16 protein-coding genes are annotated in these 17,781 nt (G+C 48.1%); 7 read left to right on the forward strand and 9 right to left on the reverse strand.

Features of this window, described 5'->3' with window-relative positions:
- Positions 1–25: 25 nt before the first annotated feature.
- From argC to IC230_RS05665, 3 genes are all read left to right on the forward strand, one after another.
- On the forward strand, positions 26–1,009 hold the full coding sequence (gene argC / locus IC230_RS05655) for an N-acetyl-gamma-glutamyl-phosphate reductase (protein ID WP_191038012.1): 984 nt from the start codon (positions 26–28) through the stop codon (positions 1,007–1,009).
- A gap of 84 nt (positions 1,010–1,093) precedes the next feature.
- Positions 1,094–1,603 (forward strand): GNAT family N-acetyltransferase, encoded by a 510-nt coding sequence (locus IC230_RS05660; RefSeq protein ID WP_191038013.1) that lies wholly within the window; start codon positions 1,094–1,096, stop codon positions 1,601–1,603.
- A gap of 134 nt (positions 1,604–1,737) precedes the next feature.
- Entirely contained in the window at positions 1,738–2,082 is a 345-nt protein-coding gene (locus tag IC230_RS05665) for a DoxX family protein (RefSeq protein ID WP_223860350.1), read from the forward strand.
- Between the two features lie 801 nt (positions 2,083–2,883).
- Here IC230_RS05665 and IC230_RS05670 read toward each other — a convergent pair.
- The 3 genes from IC230_RS05670 to IC230_RS05680 form a co-directional block, all read right to left on the reverse strand.
- A complete protein-coding gene (locus IC230_RS05670) occupies positions 2,884–4,347 on the reverse strand; it encodes a gluconokinase (protein ID WP_191038014.1) in 1,464 nt (487 codons plus the stop codon).
- Positions 4,348–4,439: 92 nt separating this feature from the next.
- A complete protein-coding gene (locus IC230_RS05675; RefSeq protein ID WP_191038015.1) occupies positions 4,440–5,267 on the reverse strand; it encodes an amidohydrolase family protein in 828 nt (275 codons plus the stop codon).
- A gap of 90 nt (positions 5,268–5,357) precedes the next feature.
- Positions 5,358–6,215 carry a fumarylacetoacetate hydrolase family protein gene (locus tag IC230_RS05680; protein WP_191038016.1) on the reverse strand — a complete coding sequence of 286 codons (858 nt, stop codon included), beginning with the start codon at positions 6,213–6,215 and terminating at the stop codon, positions 5,358–5,360.
- A gap of 257 nt (positions 6,216–6,472) precedes the next feature.
- Between IC230_RS05680 and IC230_RS05685 the strand changes: the two genes are divergently transcribed.
- From IC230_RS05685 to IC230_RS05695, 3 genes are all read left to right on the forward strand, one after another.
- A complete protein-coding gene (locus tag IC230_RS05685; protein ID WP_191038017.1) occupies positions 6,473–9,436 on the forward strand; it encodes an Ig-like domain-containing protein in 2,964 nt (987 codons plus the stop codon).
- A 222-nt stretch (positions 9,437–9,658) separates the two neighbouring features.
- Positions 9,659–10,522 carry an SPFH domain-containing protein gene (locus tag IC230_RS05690; RefSeq protein WP_191038018.1) on the forward strand — a complete coding sequence of 288 codons (864 nt, stop codon included), beginning with the start codon at positions 9,659–9,661 and terminating at the stop codon, positions 10,520–10,522.
- A gap of 110 nt (positions 10,523–10,632) precedes the next feature.
- Positions 10,633–10,830: a ribbon-helix-helix domain-containing protein gene (locus IC230_RS05695; protein ID WP_191038019.1), complete on the forward strand. Its 198-nt coding sequence runs from the start codon at positions 10,633–10,635 to the stop codon at positions 10,828–10,830.
- Between the two features lie 7 nt (positions 10,831–10,837).
- Here the strand turns inward: IC230_RS05695 and IC230_RS05700 are convergent, their stop codons facing one another.
- From IC230_RS05700 to rpmH, 6 genes are all read right to left on the reverse strand, one after another.
- Positions 10,838–11,416: a hypothetical protein gene (locus IC230_RS05700; RefSeq protein WP_223860353.1), complete on the reverse strand. Its 579-nt coding sequence runs from the start codon at positions 11,414–11,416 to the stop codon at positions 10,838–10,840.
- A 457-nt stretch (positions 11,417–11,873) separates the two neighbouring features.
- Positions 11,874–12,650, reverse strand: coding sequence for a type III pantothenate kinase (locus IC230_RS05705; RefSeq protein WP_191038021.1), 777 nt, complete (start codon positions 12,648–12,650; stop codon positions 11,874–11,876).
- A gap of 102 nt (positions 12,651–12,752) precedes the next feature.
- Positions 12,753–13,442, reverse strand: coding sequence for a tRNA (adenosine(37)-N6)-threonylcarbamoyltransferase complex dimerization subunit type 1 TsaB (tsaB, locus tag IC230_RS05710; RefSeq protein ID WP_191038022.1), 690 nt, complete (start codon positions 13,440–13,442; stop codon positions 12,753–12,755).
- Positions 13,443–13,537: 95 nt separating this feature from the next.
- Entirely contained in the window at positions 13,538–15,196 is a 1,659-nt protein-coding gene (locus IC230_RS05715) for a S41 family peptidase (RefSeq protein WP_191038023.1), read from the reverse strand.
- 114 nt (positions 15,197–15,310) lie between these two features.
- On the reverse strand, positions 15,311–15,697 hold the full coding sequence (locus IC230_RS05720) for a ribonuclease P protein component (RefSeq protein ID WP_191038024.1): 387 nt from the start codon (positions 15,695–15,697) through the stop codon (positions 15,311–15,313).
- A 73-nt stretch (positions 15,698–15,770) separates the two neighbouring features.
- Positions 15,771–15,938 (reverse strand): 50S ribosomal protein L34, encoded by a 168-nt coding sequence (rpmH, locus tag IC230_RS05725; protein ID WP_100990412.1) that lies wholly within the window; start codon positions 15,936–15,938, stop codon positions 15,771–15,773.
- Between the two features lie 219 nt (positions 15,939–16,157).
- Between rpmH and IC230_RS05730 the strand changes: the two genes are divergently transcribed.
- Positions 16,158–17,726, forward strand: coding sequence for a M61 family metallopeptidase (locus IC230_RS05730; protein WP_191038025.1), 1,569 nt, complete (start codon positions 16,158–16,160; stop codon positions 17,724–17,726).
- Positions 17,727–17,781: the final 55 nt, after the last annotated feature.

A 17,781-nucleotide genomic window follows, 5' to 3' on the forward strand; every position in this document is an offset into this window, starting at 1 on the left:
GCGCATCTCGGTGACCCAATTCTATATGGAAAAAATAAACGTTGGTATTGTTGGTGGAGCAGGCTATACGGGTGGCGAACTGCTACGTATTTTGCTGAATCATCCCTTTGTGAACGTAGCGTTTGCCCACAGCAACAGTCAGGCGGGGAAACCCATTTGGTCAATCCATACCGATTTACTGGGCGATACTGATCTGACGTTTTCGGGCGAAGATATTGCTACGTTGTTGGCTCAGGAAGGTTTAGACGCGTTGTTTCTTTGTTCGGGTCATGGTGCCTCCGTTACGTTCATGACTGAGCATGACGTTTCCGACGATATTACCATTATCGACCTGAGCGCTGATTTCCGCGACGAGCACGATGACTTTGTGTATGGCCTGCCGGAATTACAGCGGGATCGTATTCAGGAAGCTACGCGGATCGCCAATCCCGGTTGTTTCGCAACCAGCATCCAACTGGCTCTGTTGCCCTTAGCCAAAGCCGGAAAACTAACCGACGATGTACAGGTAAGCGCTATTACCGGCAGCACCGGTGCCGGACAGGCGCTTGTTCCGACGACAGGCTTTACGTGGCGGAATAACAACGTATCGATTTACAAAGCGTTCTCACACCAGCACTTAGCTGAAATTCGTCAGAGTCTAAATCAGCTGGAACCTGATTTTAAGGCAGCGATTAACTTCGTTCCTTACCGGGGCGATTTCACGCGGGGGATCATGGCGAATGTTTATACGCCGTTTGAAGGAAGCCTGGAGGAAGCAAAGGAAATCTACCGAAGTTATTACGAAGCGCACCCGTTTACGCACGTAAGTGACGCGCCAATCGATGTGAAGCAGGTGGTGAACACCAATAAATGCCTGCTGCATCTGGAAGTACACGACGGTCAATTGCTCATCACCAGCGTGATTGATAATCTGACCAAAGGAGCGTCGGGCCAGGCAGTGCAGAATATGAATTTAGTCTTTGGCTTGCCGGAAGATACAGGCCTGCGCCTAAAATCGGTAGCCTTTTAACAGTAGCCTGGACGGCCACGTCCGGGTGCTAAATACATTTTTCTCTTACCCGGACGTGGCCGTCCAAGCTACTGTACGCTTGACATGCTGGAAACCGAGCGCTTATTACTTGAGGAGTTCTCGCCGGATGATGCCGCCTTTATGCTTGAGTTACTGAATACGCCTACCTGGCTTCAGTACATCGGTGATCGGGGTGTAAAAACGCTTGACGAGGCCCGGCAATATATTCTGGACGGACCCATAAAAAGTTACCAGCAATTTGGTTTCGGCCCCTATCTGGTGAAGCTGAAAACCAATGACCTGCCGATCGGACTTTGTGGCTTGTTCAGACGCGAAACACTGGAAGACATCGATATTGGCTTTGCCTTCCTCCCTGATTATGCCGGTAACGGCTACGGATACGAATCAGCATCGGCAGTGATGACCTATGCAACGGAAAACTTGGGATTAACACGTATCACGGGCCTCACGACCGCTGCCAACCAGTACTCAATCCGCCTGCTTGAGAAGCTGGGACTACGTTTCGAGAAGAAAATTCAGTTTAGAGCAGATGGCGAAGAAAGCTTGCTGTATAGTATAAACCTGTATGGATAGAAATTTTTAGCTTGGTGCCATAGTGGAAGAGTCAGTTTTGTGGAAAAAGATTACTTAAGTTTAAATAACATTGATTATACAACAAAAATAACTGCACAACTCTGAGTCATGTTACTCAGATCTACTAGGACAACATGAAAAGCATCTTCGCGACAAACCCCGCTAGTATAACGCTCTTAATTGCTCGGCTCGCTTTAAGTATCACCGTATTCCCCCATGGTGCACAAAAATTACTAGGCTGGTTTGGAGGTGGGGGATTTGAGGGGACTATGGAATTCTTAACGAATGGGTCAGGTCTTCCTTGGCTAGTGGCATTGCTAGTCATCCTAATTGAATTTTTTGGCTCACTAATGCTTGTTATTGGTATTGCCACACGGGTAGTCGCTTTAGGTATTTTGGGCAATTTTATAGGCATCGTCTTGGCTTCGCATTTGCATAGCGGTTTTTTTATGAACTGGACAATGGAAGCGGGCAGGTAAGAAGGACTAGAATATTTTATACTGCTACTCGGCCTAGCATTAATTTGTCTGATCGGTGGGGGTGGTGAAGCCAGCCTGGATGTAGAAATAGCGAAACGTATTATATAGTGTTAATTTACCAAGTGATTCTCCATTTGCTTAACATAACGTTTACTTATACAATAACTATAGATCTATGCAATAATAAGCTTTTAGGCATCTTAAAGAATGGAATCCATCCTTGGCTCAACCGATGCACTTATTTATATACCCGCGGTCTTTAGTCCTAGCTTTATCCATCAGCTTGCTGGTATCGGTGAGTGGTTATGGCTGTAGCTGTCAAGACGGGGGCTCTATCCTAGACAATATAAATGTTTCATCTATTGTCTTTTCTGGCACAGTACTTTCCATTAACAAAACGGATGACAATAGGGGATGGATAGCCTATAAAATTAAAATTGATCGGCTTTTTAGGGGCAAGGTTAAATCGAATGTAGTGATCCTTTGGACTCACAGCGGAAACACATCTTGTGGGGTAAAATTCGCTTCTAGAAAGGTGTTGATCTATGCACAAGATGCCGCTTTTTATCGGCTAAAGTCGTACGTTAAAGGTTTCTCCTTTTATACTAATGTGTGCCTGCGAAGTGGTTCTTATTCGCTTTCTGAAGCGAAGGGAATACTACAGGCATTAAAACGAATCTAATTGAACTTAAGCTGAAAACGACGCCGGCCATTTTGGGAATTAGCCTAAGTTGAATCACTTTACATAACGTTAGTTATACAATACCCCTTGTAAAAGTGCAAACTAACCATAAGACACTTTTACAACTTTTTCAAATCTTCTTCCCACTGCTTAAAAGCTTTTCGGTAAACTTTATTGCGTGCTGTATCCGGCTCGAACGTATCGCCAAAGGTGACGCGTTCGGCGGCTTCGTCCAGCGTTTTCACCTCGCCAATTGCTTTGAGCGTCAGTAACATGGCACCCATCGAACCACTTTCGTTGCTTTCATTCAGCCGTACCGGGACGCCAGCCATATCGGCCAGCATCTGAACCCATAACGTCGACTGGGCAAAGCCGCCGTTGGCGTGAATCATCCGCGCCGAGTCCGTATGCTGGGTCAGTAGCTCATTGATACTAAGCAGATTAAACAGAACACCTTCCAGCGAAGCACGCACAAAATGCGCGCGCGTGTGTTGCCAGTCTACATGCAGGTACGCGCCACGTACGGACGCATCCCACAACGGAGCACGTTCACCCTGAAGATAGGGCAGAAACAACAGACCATCAGAACCGGGCGGAATCGTTGAAGCTTCTTTCAGGACAGTTTTGGTATCCTGCTGCGTCAATTTTTCGGTGACCCATTCCAGTACGTTGCCTCCGTTATTGGTTGGGCCGCCGACAACGTAGTACCCTTCGTCCAGGTAATAGCAAAACAGGCGACCCTCGGCGTCGCGGAGCGGTTTCCGGACGGTCTGGCGAATGGCTCCACTGGTACCGATGGTTAACGTAGCAGTACGTGGTTTAATGGCACCCGCACCAAGATTAGCCAGGCAACCATCCGACGCGCCAATGACGAGAGAAACGCCCTCGGTAAGTCCCGTTTTTTCTGTTTCAGAATTCGGTACGTAGGATCGCTGATGGGTAGTCGGAACCGGCGTTGAGAGTTGGTCAGGACGAACGCCAGCATAATCCATTGCCTTCTCGCTCCAAACCCGTTTGCTTTCGTCAAACAAACCCGTAGCGGTAGCGATGGAAAAATCGACTTCAAACTTACCAGTTAGTTTATGCCACAAAAACTCTTTGATCGAGCCAAAATGAGCCGTTCGACGTAACAGACGAGGATCATGTTCGCGCATCCAGGCCAGCTTGCAAAGCGGAATCATCGGATGAAGCGGTGTTCCTGTTTCTTCATAAATCGCTCTTCCCAAATCGGCCTGCGTCGTTCGGAGCGCTTTCGCTTCGGCCTCGGCGCGGTTGTCGGACCAAAGAATAGCATTGCCCATTGGGGCGCCATCGACATCCATCGGCAGCAAACTGTGCATGGCCGTACAGAAAGCGACGTGCGTAATCGTGTATTTCTTCTGTTCAGCTTCCCGAGTGACCTCGTTCATGACCTGCACAAAGGCCGCCCATAGTTCGGCTGGATCTTGCTCAGCGTAACCCGGCTCGGGATTAAGCGTCGTGACGGGAGCGGATGCATGGGCCACAATCTTGCTCAGGTCCAACGGCATGGCCAGCGCTTTTACGTTGGTCGTACCGACATCAACGCCAACGATACAGTTCATAGAGTGAGGGTTAGCAGTTGTAACCTGGACGGCCACGTCCGGGTGAAGTAAAATCTGCTCGTTAAAATACGACCCGGACGTGGCCGTTCGGGTTACATCAGTTTATAAAAAGCCACAGCATTTGCGCCAAATACTTTTTCCCGAACCTCCTCACCCCAGGGCGCTACGTATTCCTCGATCAATGTTTTGACCTGCGTGTAATTCGCAGCAACCAGACATACGGGCCAGTCGGAGCCAAACATCAGCCGGTCAGGGCCGAACTGTTCAAAAACGACATCCAGATACGGGAAAAAATCGCGTTTGCTCCAGTTCTGCCAATCTGCTTCCGTAACCATGCCTGATAGTTTACACGATACGTTCGGTTGCGTGGCCAGTTGGGTCATAAAATTCGACCAGCGACTAATTTCCTGTTTCTTGATGTACGGCTTCGCCAAATGGTCGATCACAAAGTTGACCTCGGGCACGGCACGTACCAGATGAAGCGCGGCTTTGAGCTGACTGGGATAAATCAGAATGTCGTACGTGAGGCCAAACGCGGCCAACTGCCGGATTCCTTCCACAACCGCCGGACGCGTCAGAAAATCGTCAGGTTCGGCCTGCGCTACGTGTCGGTAGCCTTTGATTTCAGGGTGTTGTGCGAACGCTTCCAGCCGTTGAGACAATTGTTCAGACTGTAGATCGACCCAGCCAACTACGCCTTTCACGATGTCGTAGTTCTGGGCCATATTGACCAGAAACAGCGTTTCGTCTTCCGACTGAGATGCCTGCACGGCCACACAACCATCGATTCCGTTTGCCACTAAAACTGGTTCCAGATCGGCGGGCAGAAAATCACGCTGAATAATGGCCATATCGTCCGTAATCCACGAATCACGGACAGGGTCGAAATGCCAGAAATGTTGGTGAGCGTCGATGGTCATAAATAAAAGGAGAAGAGGGAAGAAAGGGAGGAGGGGAAGAAAGGGAGGAAACGAAAAAGAATTTATTTTCCTTTCTTCCCTCTCCTCCTTTTACTCCTTATAACTTACCGCCGTCTGTTTTTGCTCGCCCAGTCCTTCGATGCCTAATTCCACGACGTCGCCGGGTTTGAGGAAACGTTGGGGCTTTAATCCCATGCCTACGCCAGCGGGTGTGCCGGTAGAAATTACGTCGCCCGGCAGTAAGGTCATGAACTGGCTGATGTAGCTGACAAGCGTCGGGACGTTGAAAATCATATCGTCGGTATTCGAGTTCTGCAACTCTTCCCCGTTAATCTTCAGCCATAAATTCAATCCATTCGGATTCGGAACTTCATCTTTCGTAACCAGATACGGTCCGAGTGGCGCATACGTATCGGCGCTTTTTCCTTTCACCCACTGACCGCCCCGCTCCAGTTGCCAGGCGCGTTCGCTATAATCATTGTGAACGGCGTATCCAGCGATGTAATCCGTAGCCTGATCCAGTTCCACGTAACTGGCTCGTTTGCCAATAATAATGGCTAATTCAACTTCCCAGTCTGTTTTTTCGGAGCGTTTCGGAATCACTACGTTGTCGTTCGAACCGACAAGTGCTGTAGTAGATTTGAAAAACAGAATGGGTTCGGCCGGGGAGGCTGCACCCGTTTCGGCCGCATGTTTAGCGTAATTGAGGCCAACACACACAATTTTTGATGGACGTTTTACGCAGGAACCGAAGCGCTCATCTGCTGATACGTCGGGACAGGTATGGGCGTGAGCCGTGAGCCAATGTGCCAGCCGTTCAGGGCCGTTGCTGGCAAAAAATGACTCGTCGTAGTCTTCGCCGAAGTGCGTTACGTCAATGTGTTGGCCGGTGGGTAAAACAACGCCGGGATGTTCGTGGTCGGGCTGACCGAAGCGAAAAAGTTTCATGTAAGACAGGAATACGTTGACTCGAAAAGCAGATTACGACGCAAGTTTAATCATTAAAATCGCTTGAGTAAGCAATTATCGTGGTCAGATTCACCACAAGGTTCGCTATGACTTGCCCGTTACACTCGTTCTGTCAGAAGAAATGGATGTATACCCTTTAAGATTTATTATTTAATAAAACTGCAAATGTGCATATTAGTAGTTATTGAAATAATAGATTTGTTATCTAATAAGCTCACCTTATTCCTTCTCCAATTATGAAAATCAATACGTTACTTCTCTTGGGGCTCTTATTCACCAGTTTATTGGGGAGCGCTCAAACACCTACTCCGTTGGCCGCCAACGGACGGCTTAAAGTTGTGGGTAACCAACTGACCAACGAAGCAGGTAAAGCGATCCAGCTACGCGGCATGAGTTCGCACGGTCTGCAATGGTTTGATCAATGTTATACACAGGCGTCGGTGCAGGCACTGGCTAGTAATTGGGGCGTTGATCTGTTTCGGGCCGCCATGTACGTCGATGAGGGCGGGTATCTTAATAACCAGAGCGGTTTACGCGCTAAAATCAATCAGATTGTCGACTGGACAGCGCAGGCGGGAGTATACTGCATCATTGACTGGCACGTACTGAACCCCGGTAATCCCAACGAACGATTGTCTTATGCCATTGATTTTTTTCGGACGATGGCGCAGACCCACGCGGGCAAAAAGAACGTCATTTATGAAATCTGTAACGAACCAAATGGTGTAGACTGGAACACCATTAAAAGCTATGCCGACCAGGTTATTCCGGTTATTCGGCAATATGATCCCCAGGCAATTATTCTGGTCGGTACGCCCCAGTGGTGCCAGCGCCCGCAGGACGTATTAAGTAATCCCCTCACGGGCGCTAATGCGTACAACATCATGTACACCTTCCACTTTTACTCGGCTTCTCATTTTTTTCAGAATGATATAAAATCCGTGACGAATCAGTTGCCGTTATTTTGCAGCGAGTGGGGAACCTCGACCTATTCGGGTGGGGGTAGTCTTGATTTCAACAATGGGCAGGCATGGCTGGATTTGATGGCCGGCAATAACCCGTCTGGTCAGAAAATAAGCTGGTCGAACTGGACATTCTCCGATGCGGGTGAATCGTCGGCGGGACTCAATTCGGGCGCCTGTAATGCTCAACAGTGGAACAATACCAGCCAATCAGGTACGTGGGTAAAAGATCATATTCTGAATCCCGCTGATGACTTTGGTCCGCCAACCCCTTCGGTTTCTATTGTCAGTCCGGCGAATAACACAACAGTCAACATTGGGACCAATCTGGTGATTAACGCCAGCGTTACTAATGCGACGGCAACAGCGGTCGAGTTTTACAATGGATCAACGTTTTTAGGCTCAGACGCTACGTCGCCTTATTCCTGGACGGTTGCGGGTATTCCGCAGGGGACGTATTCATTTACGGCAAAAGCGTTAGTAAGCAGCGGTAATCTAACATCGTCGGTCGTAACGGTTACGTCGGCTCCGACTCCGAATCAGCCGCCAACCGTAAGCCTAACGTCGCCAGCGAATAACGCATCGTTCGCCACCCCGGCAACTATTGCCATTGCCGCCACGGCAACTGATACGGATGGCAGCATTGCCAAAGTTGAGTTTTACAATGGCTCGAACAAACTTGGCGAAGATGTCACGGCTCCCTACACCTATTCCTGGACGGGTATGCCCGCCGGAACCTACACGCTGACGGCCAAAGCGACCGATAATCTAGGGGTCATCACTACGTCTGCTCCCGTTACGATACTGGTGTACAATCCGGGGAGTCCAGACCCAACAGCCGACCTAATCGGGCCAGCGTGTGTGTACAAAAACGCAGTACAAGTATTTGAGGTTAATGCGAGTAAGTTAGCCAACGCAACCAGTTTCTCGTGGTGGAGTACGGGTTCCACCAAAAGCATTACGGTCGTTCAGCCGGGCAAAGCAAGCATTGATTTTGGTCCTGATTTTTCGGGTGGTCAGGTTTGCGTAGGTATCAATTACTCAGCTTCTCCCTGGTATATGCAGTATTGTAAAGACATAGCAGTCTGCGCCGGTACGCCACCGACAACGCCCACCAATCAGGCACCAACCGTAACCCTGACGTCACCCGTTATGAACGCTACGTTCACGGCTCCCGCTACAATTACGCTAACGGCGTCGGCCAGCGATGCGGATGGCAGTATCGCCAAAGTCGAGTTTTTTAACGGTACGACGAAAATCGGTGAGGACGTTACGTCGCCTTATGCATACACCTGGAGCAGCGTTGGAGCAAATACGTACGCCTTAACGGCAAAAGCAACGGATAATCAGGGGGCAACGACAACGTCGGCTGTGGTTACCATCCAGGTCAATAATCCAGCATCCACGAATCAGCCGCCAACCGTAGCGTTAACCTCACCCGTCATGAATGCTACGTTCACGGCCCCAGCTACTATAAATCTGGCGGCATCGGCCAGCGATCCGGGGGGCAGTGTTGCTAAAGTGGAATTCTTTAATGGGTCGAATAAAGTAGGGGAAAGTACTGCGTCTCCCTATACCGTGGCATGGAACAGCGTATCGGTTGGAACGTACACGCTGACGGCCAAAGCAACTGACAATCTGGGAGCTACGGCAACGTCTACGGCGATCACGATTCAGGTGAATAGCGCAACGCCACCACCAGCGAATACGAGTGCGGATCTGATCGGGCCTGAGTGTGCCGCGAAAAATGCCGTGCTGGTGTTTGATGTAAATGCGCGCCATCTGCCCAACGCGACTCAGTTCAACTGGTGGTGTACCGGATCAACGCAGAGCATTACCCCAACGCAACCCGGTAAAGCAACCATTAATTTTGGTCCTTACTTTACGGGAGGCAATGTGTGTGTCGGTATAAATTATTCAGCGGCTCCCTGGTATCAGTCGTTCTGTAAAAACGTAACGGTCTGTACGTCAAGCTCCCGGATTGGGTTTGACGACGTAGCGGATAATGTGGTGTTTCCAAATCCGACAAACGATCGGTTTTCGTTCGTAGCGGAGCGGGCTATTCAATCAATGAACGTAGCGGATGAGATGGGTCGGGAACGATTGAAGCTAGGATCTGCTAAAGCAGGGCAAACCATTACATTCGGCGAGCAGCTTTCGGCGGGTACGTACCTGCTAAACATTCAGTATACGGCTCACGAGCGGAGAACGATTAAATTGCTAAAAGTGGGTCGTTAGCGTTCTGGTTCTTTTGACCGAAGGCGCTAAGGTATTCGCAAAGCTCACAGAGGGATATTCCTTTGCGTTCGTTGCGAATACCCTAGCGCCTTTCCGGTTAAAAGAAAGTTGACGCAGATGATACGGTCCAGCAACCGTTCCTACAATTTTTGGCGTATGATTCAAAAAAGTAATATATCATTGTGCTATCATTTTGATATTACCTTTTAAATCTTTACGACAATGCAGGAAAAAAAGCTTACGTCCGTTTCGGGTTATTTATTTCTGTTGGCTGCTCTGTTGTGCTTTGGCTTTGCTGCCGTCGCCTTTATCAAGCTGTTCGCTACGTATGGTCCATTACCGGCCATGGTACTGGCAGCCGCTGGCTTTTTTATCTTGAAAGGCATTGTTGTCATTTATCCAAAGGAAGGCATGACTGCCACTTTCTTTGGCGATTATGTCGGGACTATTAAAGAAACGGGTTTGCAATGGGTGAATCCGCTCTACAGCAAAACGAAAATCAGTTTGCGTGCCCGTAACCTGAATGGCCAAACTCTGAAGGTCAATGATAAAATGGGTAATCCGGTAGAGATTGCGGCTGTAGTAGTCTGGCAGGTGAAGGATACCGCTAAGGCCCTGTTTGAAGTCGATAACTACGTTAATTTCGTACAAATTCAGTCAGAAGCAGCGGTACGAAAGCTGGCTAACTCCTATTCGTATGATCACATGGAAGACGAGGGCTCATCCGTAACGCTACGTGATAGTACTGGCCAGATTAACGTATTTCTGGAAGAAGAGTTAAATGAGCGGCTCGAACGGGCGGGCGTTGACATTATTGAAGCGCGCGTAAGCCATTTAGCCTATTCATCCGAAATTGCCGGGGCTATGCTCCAACGCCAGCAGGCATCGGCCATGATTGCAGCCCGTCGCCTGATTGTCGAAGGCGCCGTTGGCATGGTCGAAATGGCACTGGAGCGTCTGGAAAAAAATGGCGTGATTGCGTTGGATGAGGAACGTAAAGCCGCTATGGTCAGTAATTTGCTGGTTGTTTTATGCGGTGAAAAATCGGTCAGCCCCGTTGTCAATGCCGGAACATTATATAATTAAAAGGAGGGAGAGGAGTAGAGGAATAGGAAGAAAGTGAAAAAGTGGAATCTATAAGACGTTTAAACCCCTTTTCCTTCTCGTCCCTTTCTTCCCTCTCCTCCCTTTATCTTATGGCTACAGAAAAAAAAGCGTTTGTACTGCGTATTCAGGCCGAAACGCTGAAAGAGCTGGAACAATGGGCCCAGGAGGAGTTCAGAAGCGTAAATGGGCAGATCGAATATTTATTGAACGATGCGCTCCGCAAGCGCAAGAAGCGTAACTCCAGTTCGCCCAGTGACGACACCGCTCAATCGGAACCGAATACGTAACCTACTATCAGTTTGGCGCATTACCGTAACTCTTGGCGGAAGCCGTTTTAGCCTCATAGTACACCAGAAGATTATAGTGATCAATCAGCACCAGGCGGCCCAGCAATGTCTTATCGTTGAGATTGTGACTCACTACGTACTTCCGTAGTTCACGATCGTAGGTAGTCATAATCGGCGTATAGATATCGCTGTAGAACCGATCTACGGATAATAACTGCCCAGCGTCCTGCACAAAATAATCGAAATGATCGTGGTTTTGCGCTATTGTCGGTTTATCGGTATAATTTTCCGGGTGCCCAAATGCCCGCTTCAAAAGACCACGGGATTGCCGGATACGGCGAACTACGGTTAACGATCCATCCAGATAGATTTCAAAAAAACCATAAGTAATGTGGTCTTTCCGAAGCACATTCGGAAGAGATTTGAAAGATCGATATTTATGCTGGTCATAATCAAACCAGCCAAATTGAAGAACCTGATCGGCAGAGAAAGTCGATACCCGACCATCTGACTGACAAATCATGACCATTTCGGCCAGCCAGTTATACGATACGTTCCCTTCTAAAACCGTTTTATTAAGAAGCATCACCTGGCCTGCCTGCCACTTTATTTTTGGTGGTGAAGCTTGCGTAGAAATAACGCAAAAAAATACAATTATAGTTATTAAGATAGGTTTGTAAAAAGCTTTCATGATTAGTAACGATAAGGAGAAAAATATAATTTTTTTGACAGTAAAGCCCGCCAGTAAAGCTGCTCTTCGTTCAGCTGTATACAGCAATTTAACTAATAGCTAACTAGCTTGTTATCAGCTATAAAATTGTCCTATTTGTCATTATTTGATTTTCTGTATATCGGATATAATTGATAAAGGAAAAGAGGAGGATAATTCTATTTTTCTTTTATTCGTTTAAAAAAGTGCGAAGAGAAAGATTTATTCTATGGCCATTATTTATTTTATCTTTTTTTTTGTTGTATTGATATAATACAAAAAATGCGCCCAGAAAGAGCGCATTGGATATTACGAAACTAGGTAAGATGAAACGTTACGTAGTCGATGTTCGAACCAATTCACCGATCAATCGTACGCCTTCTAGCGTAAACGACGGAATGATATCCACGAAGGCATCGCGCAGGGATGGAATTCGTCCCGACAGGCCGCCCGTTGCTACCGCGATACAGTCGCCGTTCAGTTCAGCTTTGATACGTTCCAGCAGCGAACGAACCAGACCTTCGTAACCCAGTATGACGCCCGCCTGAATGGCATGGGTTGTACTCGTACCAAGCGCAGAGGTTGGTACTTCAATCGGTACTTCAGGTAACTGAGCGGTATTAGCAAAGAGCGATCGAATGGCCGTCTTTAGTCCGGGCGCAATAGCTACACCGATTATCTTACCAGCGCCCGATACAGTCGTGAAAGTCAATGCTGTACCGAAGTCGACCACGACACAATTACGTTGGTAACGCGTATAGGCCGCCAGCGCATTAGCGACCAGATCGGCACCGATCTCATGCGGACGAATAATTTCGATGGGGAGTAATGGATAAATTCCGGGACCAACAACGATAGGAGCAAAGCCAAAAAGTTCAGACAGCATAGCCCGCATGGTAGGTGTCAGGCCGGGGACTACGCTACTTAACACAGTGGATTTTACGGCGCTCAGCGGAATGCTGGCTTCAAGTAACCAGAGCCTTAGGCGACGTTCGTAGGACTCAGCCGTTTCTTCGCGTTGGGCTGGCGTACGCCATACGTGTTGCCAGGTAGTTTGGTCGTAAAGTCCGAAAACGGCATCGGTATTGCCAATATCAACGATAATTTGCACAGGAGCAGAAAATAGACGATTGTCGGGGCGAAGTAAGGAGAAAAATGGCAGATTCCCGCGTAATCCCTATTCGCATTGACTATATCTGCTGACTCGTAGCCATTAAAGAATCGCTTTGCGGGGTTGGGTTGTCATGAAATCTTTCAGGTAGAACGGCTCAAACGTAGCCAAATTCTCGAACTGGCTCGTTGAAAAGGCTACCGTTGCCAATTTTCCGATAGTACGGGCAGAGGGTACTACGTTCGCGTCCGGAAAAATGGCATTCGGATGCTCTCCCAACAGCGCCCGACACTTGGCAGCTCCATCACCGAAAAAAACAACGGGTCCTTGTGTCAGCCAGCCGGTGAACGAAGTTTCGTCAATAATTTGCGCTGACGTTGGCTCTAGTTCCTGTCCGGACGTATTGTAAAACGCACAATAAACTTCCATACGTCGGGCATCCAGCATGGGGCACAAAACATAGGTCGCTGGGAAATAAGCCTGGACTTGCGATGCCATCGCAGCTAACGTATTGATGGCTAGCAGTGGTTTATCCAGGGCAAAACAAAGCCCTTTGGCAGTTGAAACGCCAATTCGTAAGCCTGTATACGAGCCCGGTCCTTTCGCAACGGCAATAGCATCAACCTGAGCAAGTTCGTAACCAGCTTGCCGTACTACGTCGTTGAGGAGCGTAGTGAGCATGGCTGATGAGGTTCGCTCCGTGAATAGTTCGTAACTACCCAATAAAATGCCCTGACTATGGAGAGCAACAGAACAGACCGTGGTAGACGTATCGAGGGAGAGAATGAGCATTAGAAGAGAAAAAGGAGGAGCGGGAGGAAGGGGAGAAAAGGGAGAGCGAAAAATGCCTCCTTTCTTTCCTCCCCTTCCTCCCGCTCCTACTTCTTTTATTTACTTTTCAGAATCGTGCTATACCGCCCCATATCTTTAAAGAGATCAAGAGCGGCTTTCATTTCGGGGTCGGTGGCAAAAGAAGCTTCTTTGATGCCTTTTTGCAGGTAATAGTGCCCGGCAATCTCCTGCTCTAAAAGGGTTTTTAGTTCAGGCTTAAACGTGTTCAGATCCGCATCTTTGCTGTGCGACATTTTCGTTTTAAGCGACTTCAACTGATCCTGAATCTGGTCAAAATATTTTTCCTTTTTTGCGGATGCTTCCAGGGTGCCGAGATCTTTTTCGACCTGAGTTGTGTAGTCATACTCTTTGTCGCTCAACCACTTTGTAAAGGCCTGGTAGTCGGCATCCGTCAATTTGAACTCCTTGGCGGGTTTAATGCTTGGGTGCTCATGGCGATATTTCACGGCGTAATCAAAAATCAATCCCTTGTTCGTCAGACTTAGGGCAATGGGCGTAGGCGTTTGCGCTTCAACCACTACGTCTGGCAGAACGCCACCGCCATCGTAAACAACCCGCCCTGCTTTCGTTTTAAACGCTGTTTTGAGCGAATCAGGAATTTTACCAACGCTGCCGTCGGGGTTGCGGTGGCTGTAATCAATAGCCTGAATGCATCGTCCGCTCGGAATATAATATTTCGCCGTCGTGATTTTCAGCTTCGTATTGAACGACAGTTCGCGGGTCGTCTGCACGAGCCCCTTTCCGTACGTACGTTGACCAACCAGAACGCCCCGATCATAGTCCTGAATGACGCCCGACACAATCTCAGCCGCCGAAGCACTATGATTGTTTGTCAGTACGATGATGGGCATGTCAAGATCTACGGGCGGGCTCGTAGCGGTATAGGTTTTATTCCACTCCGTTACTTTCCCTTTCGTCGTAACCACTTCTGAATCTTTCGGAATAAAAAGATTCGAAATATCGATGGCCATGTTGAGTAGTCCACCGGGATTCTCGCGAACATCGAGAATGAGTTTTTTCATTCCCTTTCCTTTCAATTCCTGGAAAGCCGTACGCACTTCCCGGGCAGCGGTGGCTGTAAAATCCTTAAGGTCGATATAACCCACCTCATCGGAAACCATGCCGTAATACGGTACATTGGTCATTTTCACGACATCGCGAGTGACGCTCAGTTCTACCGGATCTTTCTGACCATAGCGCTGTACCGTCAATTTGACGGCCGTATTGTTCTGACCTTTCAGCAATTTACCCGGGTCGGCTTCTTTCAGGTTTTTCAACGTTACCCCGTCGATTTTAACAACCTCATCGCCAATCTGAAGACCAGATTTTTCGGCTGGTGTGCCTTCGTAAACCATCAAAACGATATTTCTCCCCTGCCGTTGACCGATGAGCGCGCCGATCCCATTATAGCGACCGGTGGTCATGGTCATATAATCCTCGATTTCATCCTCGGCGAAAAAATTCGTGTATGGATCGAGAGCCTTTAACATCGCATCGATGCTGGTTTTGACCATTCGGTTGGGATTGATCTCATCGACGTAGTACAAGTTCAGTTCTTTGAACAACGTAGCGTAGATGTCGAGGTTACGAGCGATCTCAAAAAAGCGGTCGTCGTTTTTAAACGAGAAAAAACCGATGCCACCCGCTACGAGAGCCGACGACGCAAGAAGGGTGAGACGTTTGGGAAAGCGCATAGATTGAGTCGTTAGTTGTCAACGGACCGCCGTAGCGATGGTCCGACGTAGCGGTTAAGAATCGTAAGTAGTCATTAGCCGATCGTATAGTGCTTTGTGGTATACTATTGGCTGTTAACTGCCGACTTTTTGTATTGCTAATTTCATACCTTTTTCTATCTCTTCAAACGAAATTATTTGTTTGGCGGTATAAAGAAAAGCAATGGAGAACGGAGCCGCCTTGTTGGGTTTGAACAAATGCTTATTAAGCCGATACGCTTCCCGCACCCGCCGACGAATAAGGTTCCGGTCGACAGCGCGCTTAAACATTCGTTTAGGTACCGTAATGACAACAGAATTGGTCGAAACGTTGCTTTCTGGATCGGTTTTGGGCTGGGGAAGATAGAGTACCCGAAACGGAAAAAGGTAGAACGTCCCTACGGTCGCACTACCTTTTTTGAATAATTCACCGAGAATTTTTTTGCTGCAAAGCCGTTCCGATTTGGTGAAGGTTTGCGGCATAAAATTGAGTCGATAGCCGTCAGTCGATAGCCATTCGTGAAAAGTAAGAATACTATTGACTACTACCTGTCAACTAGATTTTAAAGCGTTCGCCTTTTTTCTCGTCGGATACGGTCAGTTTGTGGCGACCTTTAGCCCGACGGCGGGCCAGCACCTGACGGCCGTTAGCAGTAGCCATCCGCTCACGGAAACCGTGTTTGTTTTTCCGCTTCCGGTTCGATGGTTGGTACGTTCTTTTCATGATCTATCTTGCCTAAAAATCGTTATTTTCCAAATGAGTCCGCAAAGATAGGAAAATCAGAATAGTTTACCAAGCTCCGATTTAGAAAAACGTTTTAACGAATTGAGGGTTACATCTTTGAGTAGCCAATGGGAACTGTCGGGCAGTTTATCGACTTGCTTTCAGTAACTCCTCTATCTGGCTGCAAAAAATATTGTTGCCTTAGCGTACCGTCAATTTATGCACTATCGCCTGTCTGCTGACCAAAGTCCCCATTATATTGCTGTTGAAACGCACTTAATAGATATTCAGAACCTATTCGAAGTTGAGCTTCAACTACCTGCCTGGCGACCAGGACGTTATGAGTTGCAGCAATTTGCTAAAAATATTCAGCGCTTTGATATTGTTGATGGGGAAGGAAATCCATTACGTTTCCACAAGATCACCAAAGATCGCTGGCTTGTTCAGACAAACGGAGTGCCTGAACTGACTGTCCGTTACAATTACTACGCTTTGCTGCCAACGCCTAATCTGCTCAATGCCGGCAGTAGTTTTATTAATGATACATGTCTCTATGTAAATCCGGTCAATTTATGTCTGTATGCTGAAGGACGTATTGACGAGCCCTGTACACTTGAACTGGACATTCCGGACAACTGGACGATTGCCTGCGGACTGAAACAAACGGCTCCGAAAACGCTCTGGGCCGCCGATTTTTATGAATTGGTTGACTGTCCATTAATAGCTGCGCCCGTTCTGCAACATATTCAGTATGAAGTAAAGGGAATCTCGTTTCATGTCTGGATTCAGGGTGGGCGACGTACCGATGGCGATCCTACGTTTAATGCCGATCGAATTGTACAGGATTTCAGTCGTTTCTCAGAGCAGCAACTCAGGCTGTACGGTGAATTTCCTGAACAGGAATATCACTTCCTGACGCTGGTTTTACCTGTGCCCTATTATCACGGTGTCGAGCATCGCAATTCGACGGTGCTTGTGCTTGGGCCGAACGACGAAGGCGAGGGTATTTATCAGGACTTGCTGGGCGTATCATCGCACGAGTTGTTTCATGCCTGGAACATCATTCGAATTCGACCTGCCGAATTGCTTCCTTACGATTTCACGAAGGAAAATTACTTTCCAACCTGCTTTGTCGCTGAAGGCGTTACGACATATTACGGCGATTTAATGCTTCGGCAGTCGGGCGTTTTTACGGATGAAGCGTATCTGAAAGAGCTACAGGTATTGTTCAAACGCCATTTTGAGAACAACGGCCGGGCGTTTCAGTCACTGGTCGAATCGTCCTGGGATTTATGGCTCGATGGCTACGACAAAGGCGTACCGGATCGTAAAGTGTCGGTTTATCACAAAGGCGCCATTTCTGCTCTTATTCTGGACCTGCACATCCGAAAATTAACTGACCATTCCCACTCGTTAGACGACGTAATGCGGCTCATGTGGCAACGGTTTGGTAAACCATTCATTGGCTACACGCTGGATGATTACCGAGCCATAACCGAAGACGTAACCGGTGAATCACTGGAGTGGTACTACGACCTGTGTATTTTGGGTAACGAACCGCTCGAAGCAAAACTTAACGAGTATCTGGCCTGGGTCGGGCTGCAAGTGGTCTATGAGGAACCCAGCGCCGATCAGCCAGGTGGCATTCGATTGGTTGAAGTTGATGACGTGAACAGTCGTCAGCAACGCGCAAAATGGTTCGGCGGCACACTTACGGACCCACCACACGGAGAGCAGGCTGAACTTGTACCAGAAGAGAAACTAGGCAAAAACGTGGTTGCAAAATGAGGGTAACTACAAACTTATAAGGTCTCTGAGACCTTATAAGTTTAAGCTGCCTGAT

The organism is Spirosoma validum (assembly GCF_014699035.1).
GTDB classification, from domain to species: domain Bacteria; phylum Bacteroidota; class Bacteroidia; order Cytophagales; family Spirosomataceae; genus Spirosoma; species Spirosoma validum.

Bases quoted from the DNA above. Each gene is read 5' to 3' on its own strand.
- argC (WP_191038012.1), top strand. From the start codon at position 26: ATGGAAAAAATAAACGTTGGTATTGTTGGTGGAGCAGGCTATACGGGT.
- IC230_RS05660 (WP_191038013.1), top strand. From the start codon at position 1,094: ATGCTGGAAACCGAGCGCTTATTACTTGAGGAGTTCTCGCCGGATGAT.
- IC230_RS05665 (WP_223860350.1), top strand. From the start codon at position 1,738: ATGAAAAGCATCTTCGCGACAAACCCCGCTAGTATAACGCTCTTAATT.
- IC230_RS05670 (WP_191038014.1), bottom strand. From the start codon at position 4,347: ATGAACTGTATCGTTGGCGTTGATGTCGGTACGACCAACGTAAAAGCG.
- IC230_RS05675 (WP_191038015.1), bottom strand. From the start codon at position 5,267: ATGACCATCGACGCTCACCAACATTTCTGGCATTTCGACCCTGTCCGT.
- IC230_RS05680 (WP_191038016.1), bottom strand. From the start codon at position 6,215: ATGAAACTTTTTCGCTTCGGTCAGCCCGACCACGAACATCCCGGCGTT.
- IC230_RS05685 (WP_191038017.1), top strand. From the start codon at position 6,473: ATGAAAATCAATACGTTACTTCTCTTGGGGCTCTTATTCACCAGTTTA.
- IC230_RS05690 (WP_191038018.1), top strand. From the start codon at position 9,659: ATGCAGGAAAAAAAGCTTACGTCCGTTTCGGGTTATTTATTTCTGTTG.
- IC230_RS05695 (WP_191038019.1), top strand. From the start codon at position 10,633: ATGGCTACAGAAAAAAAAGCGTTTGTACTGCGTATTCAGGCCGAAACG.
- IC230_RS05700 (WP_223860353.1), bottom strand. From the start codon at position 11,416: ATGCTTCTTAATAAAACGGTTTTAGAAGGGAACGTATCGTATAACTGG.
- tsaB (WP_191038022.1), bottom strand. From the start codon at position 13,442: ATGCTCATTCTCTCCCTCGATACGTCTACCACGGTCTGTTCTGTTGCT.
- IC230_RS05715 (WP_191038023.1), bottom strand. From the start codon at position 15,196: ATGCGCTTTCCCAAACGTCTCACCCTTCTTGCGTCGTCGGCTCTCGTA.
- IC230_RS05720 (WP_191038024.1), bottom strand. From the start codon at position 15,697: ATGCCGCAAACCTTCACCAAATCGGAACGGCTTTGCAGCAAAAAAATT.
- rpmH (WP_100990412.1), bottom strand. From the start codon at position 15,938: ATGAAAAGAACGTACCAACCATCGAACCGGAAGCGGAAAAACAAACAC.
- IC230_RS05730 (WP_191038025.1), top strand. From the start codon at position 16,158: ATGCACTATCGCCTGTCTGCTGACCAAAGTCCCCATTATATTGCTGTT.